Here is a 16,835-nt window from a genome sequence, read left to right on the forward strand (position 1 = left end):
GTGCGGCGCCCGGCCACCCGGGGTCCCGCCGGTGGCGGCCGGGCGCCACGAATCAGGCGGCGGCTGCTCCGGGCCGGGGCGGGGAGCCGGAGGCGCCGGGCCGCAGCGGGCGGGGCAGTCCGTCGAGCGCCGGCTGGTGGGCCAGGCCGAGCGCGGTCTCCACCACCGTCACGAACTCCTCGGCGGCGCGCAGCAGGTCGTCGGCCTCGCGGGCGGTGACCACGCGGGGGATGCCGGCCTCGGCGGCGGCCCGCTTGCTCGCGCCGGCGGCGAAGTAGGCGGCCCACTCGTCCAGCTCGGGGGCGACGGTGGCGAGCAGCACCCAGACGCTGGTGATCCGGTGCCGGCGGGTGGGCGCGGGACGGGCCCGGGCGGCGAGCACGGCGGCGGCGGCGCGCAGCGCCGCGAGGTGGGCGGCGGCGTACCGGAGGCCGTCGGGTCGGGTGCGGGCGGCCTCGGCCAGCCCGTCGCGGGCCACCGCGAGCAACTGGGCGGGGGTGCGGTGCGGCAGCACGTGCGCGGGCACCGTGGGCGCCTGGGCCGGACTGGTCGGCATGGGTCTCTCCTCCGCGTGTGGCCGGGGCGGGCGGTCGCGCGACGGGGAACGTCGCCCGGTCGCCCGGAGCGGTCGGTGCGGAGGAAGACGCACCCTTTCAGGTGGCGGCCGGCCGGATGTGGACGCTTCCCCACACCCACACCCGGCCGGCGTGCCGGCGGGTCCGTCGCCCGCCGCCCGGGGGTCGTGGGCGGCGGGCGACGACCTGCCTGACGGGCCCGGACTCGCGACTGTCCGAGACCCGGTGCGGCCCGCGGTGCCGCACCTCCCGGAAGCCGGTGCCGCGAAACACCGCTTCCGGAGCGTTCGACGGGTGCGCAACCGGCTCGGATCAGGCCGGGCCAGCCGGGGAGCTGAGCCGCTTGCCGTGTGAGCCGAATCGAACACTCGTTCTAACTACCCTGACAGTACACCTCCCCTCCGACGAAAACGCAACGTGTGACGCGCCGGGGACGCACGGGAGGGCGACGGCCCCCGGCGGGGGCGTACCGGGGTGGGGGAAGAATGGGTGCATGCAGCCACACCCGAACGTGCAGGCGGTGCAGCGCGCGCTCGACGACGCGGGCGCGCGGAACGGATCGGGCGAGGCCAGCCTCGTCCGACTGCTGCCCGACGCGGTGCACACCGCCGCCGCGGCGGCCGAGGCGCTCGGTGTCGCCGTCGGCGCCATCGCCAACTCGCTGATCTTCGACGCGGACGACGCGCCGCTGCTGGTGCTCACCTCCGGCGCGCACCGGGTGGACACCGCCGGGCTGGCCGCCACGCTGGGCGTGACCCACCTGCGCCGGGCCACCCCGGAGTTCGTCAAGCGGCACACCGGGCAGGTCATCGGCGGCGTCGCACCGGTCGGCCACCCCGCGCCGCTGCGCACCGTCGTGGACACCGCCCTGGCCGGGTACGACGAGGTGTGGGCCGCCGGCGGCGTACCCCGGGCGGTGTTCCCCACCACGTACGCGGAACTGCTGCGGATCACCGCCGGCACCCCGGCCGAGGTGGCGTGAACCCCGGACTCGTCACGCTGCACGTGTGGCGTGTGCCCCGCCGGGCCGTACCCGGTGTGCTGGGCCGGATGGCCACCCACCCGGCGCGGCTGCGCCGGCTGCCCGGGGTCCGCTTCGCCAAGCTGCTCGGCACCGGGACCGGCACCGGCTTCGGCCCCGGCGACGCCGACCTGACCCGGTGGGCCGCGCTCGTGGTGTGGGACTCCCCCGCCGACGCGGCCGGCTTCGACGCCTCCCCGGTCGCCCGCTCCTGGGCCCGGATCGCCGACGCCGCGGTACGGGTCGACCTGCGCCCGCTGACCAGCCGCGGCCGGTGGTCCGGCCGGGAACCGTTCGGCGCGCCGGCCGGCGGCCGGGTCACCGGGCCGGTGCTGGCGCTGACCCGGGCCCGGCTGCGGGCCCGCCGGGCGGCCACGTTCTGGCGCGCGATCCCGCCGGTCGCCACCGAGCTGCACGCCGCGCCCGGCCTGCTCGCCCGCTTCGGCGTCGGTGAGGCGCCGCTGGGCTGGCAGGGCACGGTGAGCGTGTGGCGCGACCCGGCGGACCTGGTCGCGTTCGCGTACCGTTCCCCGGAGCACCGCGCCGCGATCACCCGTACCCCCACCGAGGGCTGGTACGCGGAGGAACTGTTCGCGCGGTTCGCGGTGGGCGACGTGGTCGGCGACCGTACGGTGCTGGGCTGGGCCGCCGCCGAAGGCGACCCGGAAACATCGAGAGGGCACGCATGAGGCTGGTGCGGTGGACACCGGACGACCTGGTCCGGCGGCTGGACGACGTGGTGGCCGTCTACGGCGAGGCGATGGGCTACCGGCCCGACCTGCTGGAGGCCCGCCGCGGCTACATCGCCACCCACGTCCGACGGCCCGGTTTCCGCGCCGTCGCCAGCCTGACCAGCGAGGGACACCTGGCCGGTTTCGGGTACGGCTACCGGGGCGCCACCGGGCAGTGGTGGCACGACCAGGTGCACCGGGCGCTGAACGCGCAGGACCGGCAGCGCTGGCTGGCCCACCCGTTCGAGGTGGTGGAGCTGCACGTCCGGCCGCCCGCGCAGGGGCACGGCCTGGGCGCCCGCCAGTTGCGCGCACTGCTCGCCGTGGCCGAGGGCGACACCACGCTGCTGTCCACGCCGGAGGCCGACGAGGAGAAGTCCCGGGCCTGGCGGCTGTACCGCCGGTTCGGCTTCGTCGACGTCCTGCGGCACTTCCACTTCCCCGGCGACGAACGGCCGTTCGGCGTGCTCGGCCGGGACCTGCCGCTGCCCCCGCCGGACGCCCCGTGAGCGCGGTGATCCGCGCCCGGCTGCCCTGGGCGCTGCTGGCCGTGCTGGTACTCGCCCAGATCTGCTACCCGCTCACCGGCGGCGCGACCCGGGCCGGGCTCACGGTGGCCACAGTGGTGCTCGGCTGGCTGCTCTCGGTCGGTCACGCGCTGCTCACCCGGGGCGTCCGTACCGCCGTCGCGCTGGTCGCGGTCGTCACCGGCGGCGGGTTCGCGGTCGAGGCGATCGGTGTGGCCACCGGGTTCCCGTTCGGCAGCTACGACTACTCCGGCGAGCTGGGCCCGAAGCTGGCCGGGGTGCCGCTGATCATCCCGCTCGCCTGGACCTGGATGGCCTGGCCGGCATGGCTCACCGCGGTCCGGCTGGTCCGTTCCCGGGTCGCCCGGATCGCGCTCTCGGCGGTCGGGCTGGCCGCCTGGGACCTGTTCCTCGACCCGCAGATGGTGGCCGAGGGCTACTGGACCTGGCTCGACGCCACCCCGGCGCTGCCCGGGCTACCCGGCATCCCGGTCAGCAACTACCTGGGCTGGCTGGGCTTCGCGGTACTGCTCGCCGTCGCGCTGCGCCCGCTCGCCGGCCCGTCGGTGGACCGGGTCGACGGCCGGGACGCCCCGATGTTCGCGCTCTACCTCTGGACGTACGCCTCCAGCGTGCTGGCGCACGCGGTGTTCCTGCGGCTGCCGGCGTCGGCGCTGTGGGGCGCGGCCGGAATGGCGGTGGCGGCGGTGCCGCTGGCGGTGACGCTGTGGCGGGCCCGCCGGCGGGACCGGACCGGCACGCCGGAGCCGGCGCCGCGCGTCGACGCCCCGGCATGATCGCCGTCCTCGCGCTGGCCGTGGCGGTCGCCGCGCTCACCGGGCACACGCTGGTCAACGCGTACGCCTGGCTGCGCCGTCCCACCGCCGGCCCGGCCGAGGTGACCGAGCCGGTGGCGGTGCTGCTGCCGCTGCGCGACGAGGCCGAGCGGGTCACCCCGTGCCTGCGCGCGCTGCTCGCCCAGCGCGGCGTGCCGGACCTGCGGATCGTGGTGCTCGACGACGGCTCGACCGACGGCACCGCCGACGTGGTCCGCGCGGTGGCCGGCGACGATCCCCGGGTCACGCTGCTCACCGGCGTCGCCCCGCCGCCGGGCTGGCTGGGCAAGCCGCACGCCTGCTGGCAGCTCGCCACCCGTACCGCCCCGGAACCGGCGGTGCTGGTCTTCGTCGACGCGGACGTGGTGCTCACCCCGTACGCGGTGGCGGCGGCGGTGACCGAGTTGCGCGCGGCCGGCGCGGCGCTGCTGTCGCCGTACCCCCGGATCGTGGTGCGGACGGTGGCCGACCGGCTGGTGCAGCCGTTGCTGCAGTGGTTGTGGCTGACGTTCCTGCCGCTGCGCGCGATGGAACGCTCGCGACGGCCGTCGCTGGCCGCGGCGGGCGGGCAGTTCCTGGTCGTGGACCGGGCCGGCTACCTGCGGGCCGGCGGGCACGCGGCGGTGGCCGACAAGGTGCTGGAGGACATCGAGCTGGCCCGGGCGGTGAAACGGGCCGGCGGGCGGATCGCGCTGGCCGACGGCTCCCGGCTGGCGTCCTGCCGGATGTACGACACCTGGCCGCAGCTGCGCGACGGCTACACGAAGTCGCTGTGGGCGACGTTCGGGCACCCCACCGCCGCGGCGGCCGTGCTGGCGCTGCTGGCCGCGCTCTACGTCGCGCCGCCGCTGCTGGCGCTCGGGGCGCTGCTCGCCGGCGCGCCGGCGGTGGCCGCGGTGGCGTTCCTGGCCTACCTGGCCGGCGTCGCCGGGCGGGTGGTCAGCGCCCGCGCGACCGGCGGACGGGCGTGGCCCGACGCGCTGGGCCACCCCGTATCGGTCGTGGTCCTCGGTTGGCTGACCGTCCGGTCGTACCATCTGCGGAAGCGACACCGGCTCACCTGGCGGGGTCGCCCGGTCACCTAGGAGGGGCACGCCATGGCGCGCATCGTGGTCATCGGCGCCGGGGTGGGCGGGCTAGCCACCGCCGCCCGGCTCGCGGTCACCGGGCACGAGGTCACCGTCCTCGAACGGGCCGGCACGGTCGGGGGGAAGCTCGGCCGGTACGCCCACCACACCCCGGAGGGGGTGTGGCACTTCGACACCGGGCCGAGCCTGTTCACCCTGCCGCAGGTCTTCCACGACCTGTTCGAGGCGACCGGGGCGAAGCTCGACGAATACCTCGACCTGGTCCCGCTGGACCCGATCGTGCGGCACGTCTTCCCCGGCGGCGGGCAGGCACTCGACTCCTGCGCCGACCCGGACGAGTTCGCCGCCCGGATCGGCGCCGCGTTCGGGGACCGGTCCGCCGCCGACTGGCGCGGGCTGTGGCGGCGCGCCGACCGGGTGTGGGCGGCCTCGCACCGGGACATCCTGCGCCGTACCGTCGACTCGCCCCGCGACCTGGCCGCGCTGGCCTGGCGGCTGGGCGACCTGGCCGCCATCGGCCCCGGCCGAAGCCTGCGCGGGCTGGGCCGCCGCCACCTGTCCGACCCGCGGCTGCGGATGCTGCTGGACCGGTACGCCACGTACACCGGCGCCGACCCGCGCCGCGCCCCGGCCGCGCTCGTCGCCGTGCCCTACGCCGAACTGGCGTACGGCGGCTGGTACCTGCGCGGCGGACTGGGCACGCTCGCCGACGCGCTGCTGTCGCGCTGCCTCGACCTCGGCGTGGTGGTACGCACCGACGCCACAGTCACCCGCATCGACGCCGCGGGCGGGCGGGTGCACGGGGTACGCGTGGCCGGGGCCGCCGCACCGGTGCCCGCCGACGTGGTGGTGGCGAACGTGGACGCGCTCACCGTCTACCGGGACCTGCTGCCCGACCCGCGCCGGCTGGCCGCGCTCACCGACCGCAGCCTGGCCGGTTTCGTGCTGCTGCTGGGCGTACGCGGCGACTCCGGGCTGGCCCACCACACCGTGTTCTTCCCCCGCGACTACGACGCCGAGTTCGACGCCGTGTTCGGCGACCCGGGTCGCGGGGTACGGGCCCGCCCGGCGCCCGACCCGACCGTGTTCGTCACCGCGGCCGACGACCCGGCGGTCCGCCCCGACGGCCACGAGGCGTGGTTCGTGCTCGTCAACGCGCCCCGCCACGGCACCGCCGCGAGCGCTGTGGACTGGCGGCGGCCGGGCCTGGCCGAGGCGTACGCGGACCGGATCCTGGACGTGCTGGCCGAGCGCGGCGCCGACGTGCGGGACCGGCTGGTGTTCCGGGAGATCCGTACCCCGGCCGACCTGGACGCGGCCACCGGCGCGCCGGGCGGTGCGATCTACGGCACCGCGGGCGGGCTGCTGCGCCCGGCCAACCGGGGGCCGGTGGCCGGGCTCTGGCTGGTCGGCGGTTCCAGTCACCCGGGTGGCGGGCTGCCGATGGTGACGTTGTCCGCGGAGATCGTCGCCGAGGCGGTCGGCCCGGCCTGGTGAGGGGTCGACGACCGCCGCACGGGCGCGCGGCGGTCAGCCGGCGTCGACCAGGGCGCGGCGGACGGCGGAGAGCAACTGACCGAGGCCGAACCCGGCGAGCAGCACCCAGACCGTGGTGGCCATGGTGATCGTGCCGGCGGTCAGGTCGGCGTCGATCAGCCCGGTGAGCCCGGCGACCAGCAGCCCGACCAGCGCCACGCAGACCCGGGTGGGCCGCTCCCCCACCGTCACCGCGCCGATCTCCCGCATCCCCGCCGAGACCGCGCGCGCCCGCACGTACTCGTGCAGCCAGGACAGCCCACCGGCCGCCGCGACCAGCGCGCCCGGCGCGCCGAGCAGCCAGAACGCGATCAGCCAGGCCACCTCGCCGAGCCGGTCGGCGACCGAGTCGTACACGTAGCCCAGCCGGGTGGTGCGGCCGGTCGCGACCGCCACCGCGCCGTCGACGCTGTCGGCCACCGCCGCCAGCAGCACGAACAACGCGCCCAGGAACGGCCCGTTGCCGGACCGCTCCACGAACAGGGGTACGCAGAAGCAGAGCAGCACCCCGAACACGGTCACCGGGGTGGGGCCGACGCGCAGCCGGCCCAGCACGTAGCCCACGTGGTAGGCGAAGCGCAGCCAGGCGCGCACCACCGGCGCGGCGGTACGCGGATCGAAGCCGCCGTGCAGCCGCGCCCACGCGGTCGCGTACTGGTCCCAGTTCAGCTGTGTGCCCACCACGGATCAACCGTAGAAGCACGGCGCGGGTGTCGTGTGGCGGGTGGTCACACCCGTGCGGCGGCGCGCAGCCGCTGCCACACCTCCCGGGTCGCGGGGGACCGGTTGAGCGTGATGAAGTGGATCCCCGGCACGCCCTCGTCGAGCAGCTTCTCGCACATCTCGCTCGCCTGTTCGACGCCGAGGCGGCGGACCGCCTCCGGGTCGTCGGCCACCCGCTCGAACCGCTCCGCCAGGGCGGGCGGGAACGGCGCGCCGGACAGCTGCACCGAGCGTTCGATGGTGCCGATCTGGGTCACCGGCATCACCCCGGCCAGGATCGGGGTGTCGCAGCCGGCGGCGGCGACCCGGTCGCGCAGGCGCAGGTAGTCGTCGGCGTCGAAGAACATCTGGGTGATCGCGAACTCCGCGCCGGCCCGGCACTTGCGGACGAAGTGCGCGGTGTCGCTGTCCACGTCCGGCGAGCGCGGGTGCTTGTACGGGAACGCGGCCACGCCGACGCTGAAGTCGCCGCTGTCGCGGACCAGCCGGACCAGGTCCTCGGCGTACCGGACGCCCTCGGGGTGGGCGATCCACTCGCCGCCCGGGTCGCCCGGCGGGTCGCCCCGCACTGCGAGCACGTTGCGGACCCCGACCGAGGCCAGCCGGCCGATCACGTGCCGCAGCTCGGCGACCGAGTGGTTCACCGCGGTCAGGTGCGCCATCGGCAGCAGCGTCGTCTCGGTGGCGATGCGTTCGGTCACCGCCACCGTGGTGTCGCGGGTCGAGCCGCCCGCGCCGTAGGTGATCGACACGAACGAGGGCCGCAGCGACTCCAGCTCGCGGATGGCCTGCCAGAGCAGCTTCTCCCCGGCCAAGGTCTTCGGCGGGAAGAACTCGAAGGAGAACGTGGGGCGGCCGTCACGGATCAGCTCCCCGATGGCCGGCTGGGGATTGGGAAGGACCGAGGGAAGACCGAGCGCCACGGACCGACTGTAACCGGGACGGCACGCCGCACCGGGAATCTTCCCAGCCCGCGAACACCTGTCCCGGCGCGACGTCGTACCCCGGGGGTAGAACTGCGGCAGCGCGGTGGGGCGGCCGACGGCCGTTCCGGGGGCCCGCGCGGGGGTCGCCACGACGGCGACGCGCCGGCGCCACCACCTGGCCGGGCGTCCGCGTCGCCATCCGCGCCGTCGCCCCGGAGGTTCCGATGATCCCGTCCCCGCCGCCCGGCCCGCGCCTGCTCGGGCCGCTGCTGGCCGAGTTGCGGGCCGCCCGTGGCTGGAGCCAGCAGCGGCTGGCCGACGAGCTCTGCGCCGCCTCCGGCGTGCCCACGCTGACCCGCAACGAGGTGTCCCGCTGGGAGCGCCAGCTGCGGCTTCCCGGCGACTTCTGGTCCGCCTGGCTGGCGACCGTTCTGCGGCTGCCGGGCGAGGTGCTGGCCGAGGCCGCCGCCCGCAGCCGCCGGCTGGGCGTGGCGCCCGCGATGGTCGACCCGGCCGGCTCCCGGGCCCGGCTGGCCCTGCTCACGCTCGCGTACCGCTGGGCGGCCGACCCGGGCGGCCGCACGCTGACCGGTCCGTTCGCCGCCGCGCCGCCGCGGCACGGCCGTCCCGGGCGGGACGACGGGGGCACGCCGGCGAACGAGGCCTTGTCGCTCGGCGTACCGGGCGGGCCGGACGAGCCCGCCGGTCGTGGTCACCCGGCGGACCGGGTGACGCTCGCCACGCTGCGGCGCTGGGACGACCTGCTCGGCGGCGGCGACCTCGCCGGGCACGGCGCCCGCCGGCTGCGGCACGCGGTCCGCGGCTACCGGCGCGCCGGGCCCGCCGGCCGGCGCGGGTTACTGCCCGCGCTCGCCGAGTCGGCGCAGCTCGCCGGCTGGCTGGCCGCCGACGCCGGGGACCCCGGCGGGGGCCTGGTCGCGTACCGGCTGGCGCTGCGGGCGGCGGTGGCCGCCGGGGAGCCGCCGCTGGCCGGGCACGTGCTCGCGTCGGCCAGTCACCTGCTGGCCGACGCCGGCGACCCGGCCGGCGCGCTGGTCCTGGCCCGGATCGGGTACGCCGCCGCCCGCGCCGACGCCACGCCCGGTCTGCGGGCGCTGCTGCTGCACCGGGTGGCGCTCGCCGCCGCGCTCGCCGGGCGTGCCCGCGCCGCCGGGCAGGCGCTGGCCGGGGCGGACCGGGCGGGCACGCCGGAGCCCGGCCGGGAGCCGCCCTGGCTGTACTGGCTCGATGCGGCCGAACTGGCGGCGATGACCGGGCGCACGCTCGTCGCGCTGGGCCGCCCGGCCGCCGCCGTGCCGCTGCTGACGCCGGTGGTGGGCGCGCCGGGCCGCCCGCGCCGGTCGGCCGTCTACGGCGGCTGGCTGGCCCGCGGTCATCTGGGCCTGGGCGCGGTGCCCGAGGCGTGCGCGGTGGCCGGCGAGGCGCTGCTCGACGCGGTCCGGTCCGGGTCCGCCCGGGCCACCGGCCAGCTCACCGCGTTCCGGCGCGGCCTGGCCCAGGCGCCGCCCGCGCCGGCCACCCGGGGGTACGCGCGACTGGTCACCGCGGCCCGCCCGTACCTGCCGTCCGGCGTGCCGCGCCACCTGCGCGACCGTCCGGGCAGGTGAGCCACGAGGCACGCCGGGGCGCCGGGCACGGCGGGAACGGGTGTGAACCGCTAGCGTCGTGGCGTGACCCACGCTGCTCCCGTATCCCCCGTCGACCGTGCCGGCCTGCGCCAGCGGATCGACAAGGCGCTCACCGAGTTCCTCGCCGGCCAGCGCGGCTGGCTGACCGCCGTCGACGACGGCCTGCTGCCCGTCGCCGAGGCGATCGAGGCGTTCGTGCTGGGCGGCGGCAAGCGGCTGCGCCCGGCGTTCGGCTACTGGGGTTACCGGGGCGCCGGCGGGGTCGACTCCGACCAGGTCGTCGCCACCCTGGCGGCGCTGGAGTTCGTGCAGGCCAGCGCACTGATCCATGACGACCTGATGGACCGGTCGGACACCCGGCGGGGCGAGCCGGCGATGCACAGGCGGTTCGCCGCCCGGCACCGTACGGCCGGCTGGGGCGGCGACGCGGACTCCTTCGGCGACGCCGCGGCGATCCTGCTGGGCGACCTGTGCCTGGTCTGGTCCGACGAGCTGCTGCACTCCTCCGGCCTGCCGCCGGCCACGGTGGCCCGAGCCCGGCCGGTCTTCGACGAGATGCGCACCGAGGTGACCGTCGGGCAGTACCTGGACGTGCTGACCCAGGCCACCGGGGACACCTCGCTGGACCGGGCGGCGAAGGTGGCCCGGTACAAGTCGGCGAAGTACACGGTCGAGCGCCCGCTGCTGCTGGGCGCCGCGCTGGCCGGCGCGCCGCCAGAGGTGCACGCCGCGTACTCGGCGTACGGGCTGCCGCTGGGTGAGGCGTTCCAGCTCCGCGACGACGTGCTGGGGGTGTTCGGCGATCCGGAGCGCACCGGCAAGCCGGCCGGCGACGACCTGCGCGAGGGCAAGCGGACGTACCTGGTGGCGGCGGCCCTGGAGACGCTCGACCCGTCCGGCCGGGAGGCGCTGCTGGCCGGGCTCGGCGCACCGGACCTGGACGCGGCCGGGGTGGACCGGCTGCGCGAGCTGATCACCACGAGCGGCGCGCTGGAGCGGGCCGAGCGGCACATCACCGCGCTGACCGAGAGCGCCCTGGCCGCGCTGACCGCTGTCGACCTGGACACCGAGGCCCGCCAGGCCCTGGTCGACCTGGCCATCGCCGCCACCCGCCGCCCCGCCTGACCGCCACCCACCCCACCCCCACCCCCTCCCCCCTCCCCACCCGCCCCCGAAGCGGTCGATCATGAAGTTGGCGGCACTTTCGGAGATCGACTTCGCCGTCAACTTCATGATCGACGAGGGCGGGCGGGAGGGGTGGGGTGGGGTGGGGTGGGGTGGGGTGGGGTGGGGTGGGGTGGGGTGGGTCCGGGTGGGTGAGGGCTAGAAGGCGACGGCCTGGGCTCGGCGTTTGACCTCGCGGGCCAGGTCGCCGCCGAGGGCCACGGCGGGGGTACCGGGAAGACTGGGGTCCTCCCGGTAGAGCCAGCGCAGCGCCTCCTCGTCGTCGTACCCGGCGTCGGCGAGCAGGTTGAGCACGCCGGGCAGGTGCTTGAGCACGGTGCGGTTGGCCACCAGGTCGGCCGGGATCCGGCGGACGCCGTCGCGGCGCACCGCGATCAGTTCGCGGTCGCGGATCATCTGGTGCACCTTGCTGATCGACAGGTCCAGGCGCTCGGCCACGTCGGGCAGCGTCAGCCAGCCGGCCGGGTCGGCCGGTCCGGCCAGGTCGGGGCCGGTCTCGGCGGGTACGGAATCGGTCACCCGACCACCCTGCCACGTGCCCGCCGGACGCGGCGCACGGCACCCCGCACCGTGGCGGTCCCCCCGTGTCGCAACCCGGCGGTAGCATCCTGTTCTACCTTCACCCTTCCGACACATAGACTGCCTACCGATGGACACACAGGTCGCCGACACGTTGCTGGGCTCGCTGATCGAGGGGCGCTACCGCATCCGCGGGCGCGTCGCCCGTGGCGGCATGGCGACCGTGTACACCGCCACCGACGAGCGCCTGGAGCGCACCGTGGCGGTCAAGATCATTCACCCGACCCAGGCGCCGCAGGCCCGGGCCCGGATGGCCGGGTTCGTCGAGCGCTTCACCGACGAGGCGAAGACGATCGCCCGGCTCACCCACCCGAACGTGGTGGCGGTCTACGACCAGGGCATCCACGCCGGCCTGCCGTACCTGGTGATGGAGTACGTCCGCGGGCGCACGCTGCGCGACGTGCTCGCCGAGCGCCGCCGGCTGAACCCGGACGAGGCACTGGCGATCACCGAGCAGATGCTCGCCGCGCTCGCCGCCGCGCACCGGGCCGGCCTGGTGCACCGCGACGTCAAGCCGGAGAACGTGCTGGTCGCCGAGGTGCCCACCGGCGGCAGCCGCAACCTTGTCGACAGCGTGGTCAAGGTGGCCGACTTCGGGCTGGCCCGGGCCGTGGAGGCCAGCGCCGAGGACGAGAACGGCAACCAGCTCATGGCGACCGTGGCGTACGTGGCGCCGGAGCTGGTCACCCAGGGCCACGCGGACCCGCGGACCGACGTCTACTCGGCCGGCATCGTGCTGTTCGAGATGCTCACCGGCCGGGTGCCCTACGACGGCGACCGTCCGGTGGAGGTCGCCTGGCAGCACGTCGACCGGGACGTACCGGCGCCGTCGACGCTGGTGCCGACGCTGCCGCCGGCCCTCGACGCGCTCGTCGCCCGGGCCACCCGGCGGGATCCGGCCGGCCGCCCGGCCGACGCCGCGGCGCTGCTGAGCGAGGTGCAGGCGGTCCGCGACCAGCTCGGCGACCCGCAGGCGCACACCACCGTGCTGCCGCAGCTCAGCGACGACACCGCGGTGCTGAGCCAGCCGACCCAGATGGTGGCCGCGCTCCAGCCGGTCGAGCGCCCGGCGTGGGCCCGGCTGCCCGAGAGCGGCGCCGCGCAGCGCCCGCACCGGCGCCGCGCCGTCGAGGAGGACGTTCCGGGGACCGGGTTCGCCGCTCTGCGTACCCGGATCATGGGCTCACCGCGCGGGCGGCTGGCCGTCGCCGCGGTGGTCGTCGTGCTCGGCCTGGTCGCCGCCGGGGGTGGCTGGTGGTTCGGCGTGGGCCGCTACACGGTCGCGCCGCAGCTGGTGAGCCTGACCAAGGCCGACGCGGAGGCGCGGGCCGAGCGCGGCGGCTTCACGCTGCGGTACGCCGCACCGCGCTACGACGAGAACGTCCCGAAGGACACGGTGCTCGGGCAGGATCCCGGCTCGGCCGCGCGGATCGTCAAGGGCGGCACGATCACGCTGACCCTGTCGCTCGGTCCGGAGCGGCTGCCGGTGCCGGACGTGGTGGGCAAGGACTACGCGCTGGCCCAGGCCGAACTGGAGGGCGTCAACCTGGTCGTGGCCAAGGGCTCCTCCCGGTACGACGACGCCCTGCCGGCGGGTGTGGTGCTGGCCACCGATCCGAAGGTGGGCACAGAGGTCAAGCCCGGGGCGAAGGTGACGGTGATCCTCAGCAAGGGTCGCGCGCCGGTGACGGTGCCCAACCTGGTCGGCAAGAGCCTCACCGAGGCGCGCGCCATCCTCGCGCAGCTCGGGCTGAAGCCGGTGGAGAACGTCAAGGACTCCGACAAGCCGAAGGACGAGATCCTCGGCCAGAGCCCGGCCGACGGCACCGGTGTGGAGAAGGGCACCCAGGTCAAGCTGGAGATCAGCAAGGGCCCGCCGCAGGTGGCCGTGCCCCGGGTGATCGACATGCCGTGCCAGCAGGCCAAGCAGACGCTGGAGAGCCAGGGCTTCCCGGTCAACGTCCAGCTCAACCCGAACGGCATCGTCCGGATCCAGAACCCGGCCGAGAACACGCCGGTGCCGCCGGGTACGACGATCACGGTGACGTGCCTGTGAGCGGATGCGACGGCCGCCGCCGGGTGGGGTCGCACACCCCCACCTCCGGCGGCCTGGCCCGGGCGACCCTGCCGTACGCGGACGCGGCCGGGTCCGAGGTGGTGCAGGTCTACGTCTCGAACTCGCGGGGCTGGGCGCTGCCGGCCGGGGACCCGGCGCAGGACGCGTCGTTCCGCGACGGGTGCGGCGAGCGCGGCCTGCCCGTGTTCATCCACGCGTCGCTGCTGGTGAACCTCGGCTCCCCCACCCCGGCGACTGTGACCCGGTCGGCCGAGACGCTGGCGCACGCGCTGCGGCGGGGCCGGGCGATCGGTGCCGAGGGCGTGGTGTTCCACGCCGGCAGCTCGGTCGACGCCGGTCACGCCGAGGCGGCCCTGCGGCAGGTCCGGGAGGCACTGCTCCCGCTGCTCGACGAGGTCGCGGCCACCGGCGGACCGATGCTGCTGGTCGAGCCGAGCGCCGGGGGCGGCCGGTCACTGGCGTCCCGGGTCGAACACCTCGGCCCCTACCTGGACACGGTCGACAGGCACCCGATGCTCGGGGTCTGCTTCGACACCTGTCACGCCTGGGCGGCCGGCCACGACCTTGCCGCCGAGGGCGGCATGACCGCCACGCTCGACACGCTGGTCGCGACAGTGGGCGCGGACCGGCTACGGCTGGTGCACGCGAACGACTCGAAGGACCTGTGCGGTTCCACCCGGGACCGGCACGAGAACATCGGCAAGGGCACCATCGGTGAGCCGGCGTTCGCCGAGCTGATGCGCCATCCGGCGACGGCCGGTGTGCCCGTACTGGTGGAGACCCCCACGGAGAAGCACGTCGGCCACGCCGCTGACATAGCCACCCTGAAGCGCCTCCACCCCTGACGGTTCCGCCCACGCGCCCCTCCCCCGCCGGACTCCGGCAGGGGCGCGGGGCGCGGCAGGGTGAGGGCGGGTCAGGCGCGCAGAGCGGTGTTCAGGATGGTGGCGGCGCGGTCGATCTGCGTGTCGGTGACGTCCAGGTGGGTGACCAGCCGGGCGGTACGCGGGCCGAGCACCGAGATCAGCAGCCCCTCCGCCCGCGCGGCCGCCGCCAGCGCGTGCGCGTCCAGCGGGTGCTTGGTCAGGTCCAGCGGCACGATGTTGGTCCGCACCGCCGCCGCGAGCACCCCGTGCGGGGCGATCGCCTCGGCCAGCCGGGCCGCCTTCACGTGGTCGTCGGCGAGCCGCTCGACGTGGTGCGCCAGCGCGTACCGGCCGGCGGCGGCCAGGATGCCGACCTGCCGCATGCCGCCGCCCATCCGCTTGCGCAGGAACCGCGCCCGGGCGATCTTCTCCGCGCTACCCACGATCAGCGAGCCGACCGGCGCGCCGAGGCCCTTGGAGAGGCAGACCGAGAGCGTGTCGAACAACACGCCGTACTCGGCCAGCGGCACCCCGTCGGCCACATGCGCATGCCAGATCCGCGCGCCGTCGCAGTGCAGGGCCACCCCGTGCTCGTCGGCGACCTCACGCATCCGCCGCAGCGTCGGCAGCGGGATCACCCCGCCGCCGCCCCGGTTGTGGGTCTGCTCCACCGCGATCGCCCGCGTGGGCACCGCGAAGTAGCCGTCCGGCCGGATCATCCCGGCCACCACGTCGGGGTCCAGCTCCGCGCCCACCGCCGGCCAGGTCCGCGAGGAGATCCCACCGTACGCGGCGGCGGCGCCCACCTCGTACGTGACCACGTGCGCGTCGGCGTCGCAGAGCAGCTCGTCGCCCGGCGGTACGTGCAGCTGGAGCGCGATCTGGTTGGCCATCGAGCCGCTCGGGGCGAACAGCGCCGCCTCGTGGCCGAACAGCGCGGCCACCTCGGTCTCCAGCGCGGTGACCGTCGGGTCCTCGCCGTAGACGTCGTCGCCCACCTCGGCGGCGGTCATCGCCTCCCGCATCCCCGGCGTCGGCCGGGTCACGGTGTCCGTCCGCAGATCGATCAGATTCCTCACATCACCCACGGAGCATCTCCGCCACCAGGAACGCCAACTCCAGTGACTGCTGGGTGTTCAGCCGGGGGTCGCAGGCGGTCTCGTACCGGTCGGGCAGGTCGAGGTCCTCGATGCCCTGGGCGCCGCCGAGACACTCGGTGACGTCCTCGCCGGTCAGCTCGACGTGCAGGCCACCCGGGTGGGTGTCCAGGCCGCGGTGCACCTCGAAGTAGCCGAGCACCTCGTCCACGATCCGGTCGAAGTGCCGGGTCTTGTAGCCGTTCGAGGACTCGTGCGTGTTGCCGTGCATCGGGTCGCACTGCCAGACGACCTTGGCGCCCGCCGCGGTGACCTTGGCGACGATCGGGGGCAGCGCGTCGCGTACCCGGTGGTTGCCCATCCGGCTGATCAGCGTGAGCCGGCCGGGGATGTTGTCCGGGTTGAGCTTCTCGCAGAGCTCGATCGCCTCGTCGGGGGTGGTCGTCGGGCCGAGCTTGACGCCGATCGGGTTGGCGATGCGGGAGATGAAGTCGATGTGCGCGCCGTCGATCTGCCGGGTCCGCTCACCGATCCAGAGGAAATGCCCGGACAGGCCGTACGCCTTGCCGTTGGAGATCCGGGTCAGCGCCCGGTCGTACTCCAGCGCCAGCGCCTCGTGCGAGCAGTGCAGCGTGACGGTGCGCAGCGCCTCGTCGTCGGTCATTCCGCAGGCCCGGATGAAGGCCAGCGCCCGGTCGATCTCGCGGGCGATCGCGTCGTAGCGTTCGCCGGCCGGGGACCGCCGGACGAAGTCCTTGTTCCAGTCGTGCACGGCGTGCAGGTCGGCCAGCCCGCCGGCCAGGTACGCCCGGAGCATGTTCATCGCGGCGGCCGAGTTGGCGTACGCCCGGATCATGCGCTGCGGGTCGGCGACCCGCGCCTCCGGCGTGGCCTCAAGGGAATTGATCATGTCGCCGCGGTAGGCGGGCAGGCCCCGGGCGTCGGTCGGCAGGGACCGGGGCTTGGTGTACTGGCCGGCGACCCGGGCGACCTTGACCACGGGCAGCGACGCGCCGTAGGTGAGCACGATGGCCATCTGGAGCAGCGTGCGGGCGTTGGCGAGCAGGTGGCTCTCGGTGTTGTCGGCGAAGGTCTCCGCGCAGTCACCGCCCTGGAGCAGGAACGCCTTGCCCTCGCAGACCAGCGCGAGCCGCTGCCGCAACTGGTCGACCTCGTAGGGCGCGACCACCGACGGCACCGTGTCCAGCACCCGGCAGACCTCGGCGACCTGGGCCGGGTCGTCCCAGGGCGGGGTCTGCGCGCGCGGCAGCTCCCGCCATCGGTCGAGGCCGAGGGCCGCGTCCTCGGCGGAGTCGGCGGTCGGGCGGCTGGTCTGCAGACCAGGGCTGCCCACGGCGGGGTGACTCAGCTGATGCCACTCATGGCGCATGAAGGAAAGCGTACGGCGACCGTCGCGAT

General features: G+C 75.7%; 16 protein-coding genes. 10 read left to right on the forward strand and 6 right to left on the reverse strand.

The features are described 5' to 3' along the window. Window positions 1–52 precede the first annotated feature (52 nt). On the reverse strand, window positions 53–556 hold the full coding sequence (locus O7611_RS19690; protein ID WP_194801202.1) for an SAV_6107 family HEPN domain-containing protein: 504 nt from the start codon (window positions 554–556) through the stop codon (window positions 53–55). Window positions 557–1,068: 512 nt separating this feature from the next. On the opposite strand from O7611_RS19690, the gene O7611_RS19695 reads away from it, so the two are divergent. Genes O7611_RS19695 through O7611_RS19720 form a run of 6 tightly spaced genes read left to right on the forward strand, consistent with a single transcriptional unit; the run spans window position 1,069 to window position 6,275 of the window. After that, window positions 1,069–1,557, forward strand: coding sequence for a YbaK/EbsC family protein (locus O7611_RS19695; RefSeq protein WP_135241301.1), 489 nt, complete (start codon window positions 1,069–1,071; stop codon window positions 1,555–1,557). Continuing rightward, window positions 1,554–2,285, forward strand: a complete 732-nt coding sequence (locus O7611_RS19700) for a monooxygenase (RefSeq protein ID WP_194801201.1) — start codon at window positions 1,554–1,556, stop codon at window positions 2,283–2,285. Before O7611_RS19695 ends, O7611_RS19700 begins: the two co-directional genes overlap by 4 nt. Then, window positions 2,282–2,836 (forward strand): GNAT family N-acetyltransferase, encoded by a 555-nt coding sequence (locus O7611_RS19705; RefSeq protein WP_120568805.1) that lies wholly within the window; start codon window positions 2,282–2,284, stop codon window positions 2,834–2,836. The genes O7611_RS19700 and O7611_RS19705 overlap by 4 nt, the downstream gene beginning before the upstream one ends. A 5-nt stretch (window positions 2,837–2,841) precedes the next feature. Beyond that, window positions 2,842–3,651 carry a carotenoid biosynthesis protein gene (locus O7611_RS19710; protein ID WP_194801302.1) on the forward strand — a complete coding sequence of 270 codons (810 nt, stop codon included), beginning with the start codon at window positions 2,842–2,844 and terminating at the stop codon, window positions 3,649–3,651. Then, on the forward strand, window positions 3,648–4,775 hold the full coding sequence (locus O7611_RS19715; protein WP_194801200.1) for a glycosyltransferase: 1,128 nt from the start codon (window positions 3,648–3,650) through the stop codon (window positions 4,773–4,775). Before O7611_RS19710 ends, O7611_RS19715 begins: the two co-directional genes overlap by 4 nt. Window positions 4,776–4,787: 12 nt before the next feature. Next, entirely contained in the window at window positions 4,788–6,275 is a 1,488-nt protein-coding gene (locus O7611_RS19720) for a phytoene desaturase family protein (protein ID WP_194801199.1), read from the forward strand. Between the two features lie 33 nt (window positions 6,276–6,308). Here O7611_RS19720 and O7611_RS19725 read toward each other — a convergent pair whose 3' ends face one another. Both O7611_RS19725 and metF read right to left on the reverse strand, forming a co-directional pair. Next, window positions 6,309–6,998, reverse strand: a complete 690-nt coding sequence (locus O7611_RS19725) for a CDP-alcohol phosphatidyltransferase family protein (RefSeq protein ID WP_194801198.1) — start codon at window positions 6,996–6,998, stop codon at window positions 6,309–6,311. A gap of 44 nt (window positions 6,999–7,042) precedes the next feature. Next, complete coding sequence (gene metF, locus O7611_RS19730; protein WP_269697362.1) at window positions 7,043–7,960, reverse strand: methylenetetrahydrofolate reductase [NAD(P)H]; 918 nt, start codon at window positions 7,958–7,960, stop codon at window positions 7,043–7,045. Between the two features lie 227 nt (window positions 7,961–8,187). Between metF and O7611_RS19735 the strand changes: the two genes are divergently transcribed. Both O7611_RS19735 and O7611_RS19740 read left to right on the forward strand, forming a co-directional pair. Then, a complete protein-coding gene (locus tag O7611_RS19735; RefSeq protein WP_269697363.1) occupies window positions 8,188–9,591 on the forward strand; it encodes a helix-turn-helix domain-containing protein in 1,404 nt (467 codons plus the stop codon). Between the two features lie 63 nt (window positions 9,592–9,654). Beyond that, window positions 9,655–10,737: a polyprenyl synthetase family protein gene (locus O7611_RS19740; RefSeq protein WP_194801195.1), complete on the forward strand. Its 1,083-nt coding sequence runs from the start codon at window positions 9,655–9,657 to the stop codon at window positions 10,735–10,737. 198 nt (window positions 10,738–10,935) lie between these two features. Here the strand turns inward: O7611_RS19740 and O7611_RS19745 are convergent, their stop codons facing one another. Then, the gene (locus tag O7611_RS19745; protein ID WP_135241310.1) at window positions 10,936–11,316 is read right to left on the reverse strand and encodes an Rv2175c family DNA-binding protein; all 381 of its coding nucleotides are present in this window, start codon (window positions 11,314–11,316) and stop codon (window positions 10,936–10,938) included. Window positions 11,317–11,446: 130 nt separating this feature from the next. Between O7611_RS19745 and pknB the strand changes: the two genes are divergently transcribed. After that, window positions 11,447–13,432, forward strand: a complete 1,986-nt coding sequence (gene pknB / locus O7611_RS19750; RefSeq protein ID WP_194801194.1) for a Stk1 family PASTA domain-containing Ser/Thr kinase — start codon at window positions 11,447–11,449, stop codon at window positions 13,430–13,432. Continuing rightward, on the forward strand, window positions 13,429–14,298 hold the full coding sequence (locus O7611_RS19755) for a deoxyribonuclease IV (protein ID WP_269697364.1): 870 nt from the start codon (window positions 13,429–13,431) through the stop codon (window positions 14,296–14,298). The genes pknB and O7611_RS19755 overlap by 4 nt, the downstream gene beginning before the upstream one ends. 71 nt (window positions 14,299–14,369) lie before the next feature. Here the strand turns inward: O7611_RS19755 and O7611_RS19760 are convergent, their stop codons facing one another. Continuing rightward, entirely contained in the window at window positions 14,370–15,389 is a 1,020-nt protein-coding gene (locus O7611_RS19760) for a threonine aldolase family protein (RefSeq protein ID WP_269698131.1), read from the reverse strand. 10 nt (window positions 15,390–15,399) lie between these two features. Further along, window positions 15,400–16,806, reverse strand: coding sequence for a class II 3-deoxy-7-phosphoheptulonate synthase (locus O7611_RS19765; RefSeq protein WP_013475760.1), 1,407 nt, complete (start codon window positions 16,804–16,806; stop codon window positions 15,400–15,402). Window positions 16,807–16,835: the final 29 nt, after the last annotated feature.

Source organism: Micromonospora sp. WMMC273, assembly GCF_027460285.1.
GTDB classification, from domain to species: domain Bacteria; phylum Actinomycetota; class Actinomycetes; order Mycobacteriales; family Micromonosporaceae; genus Micromonospora; species Micromonospora aurantiaca.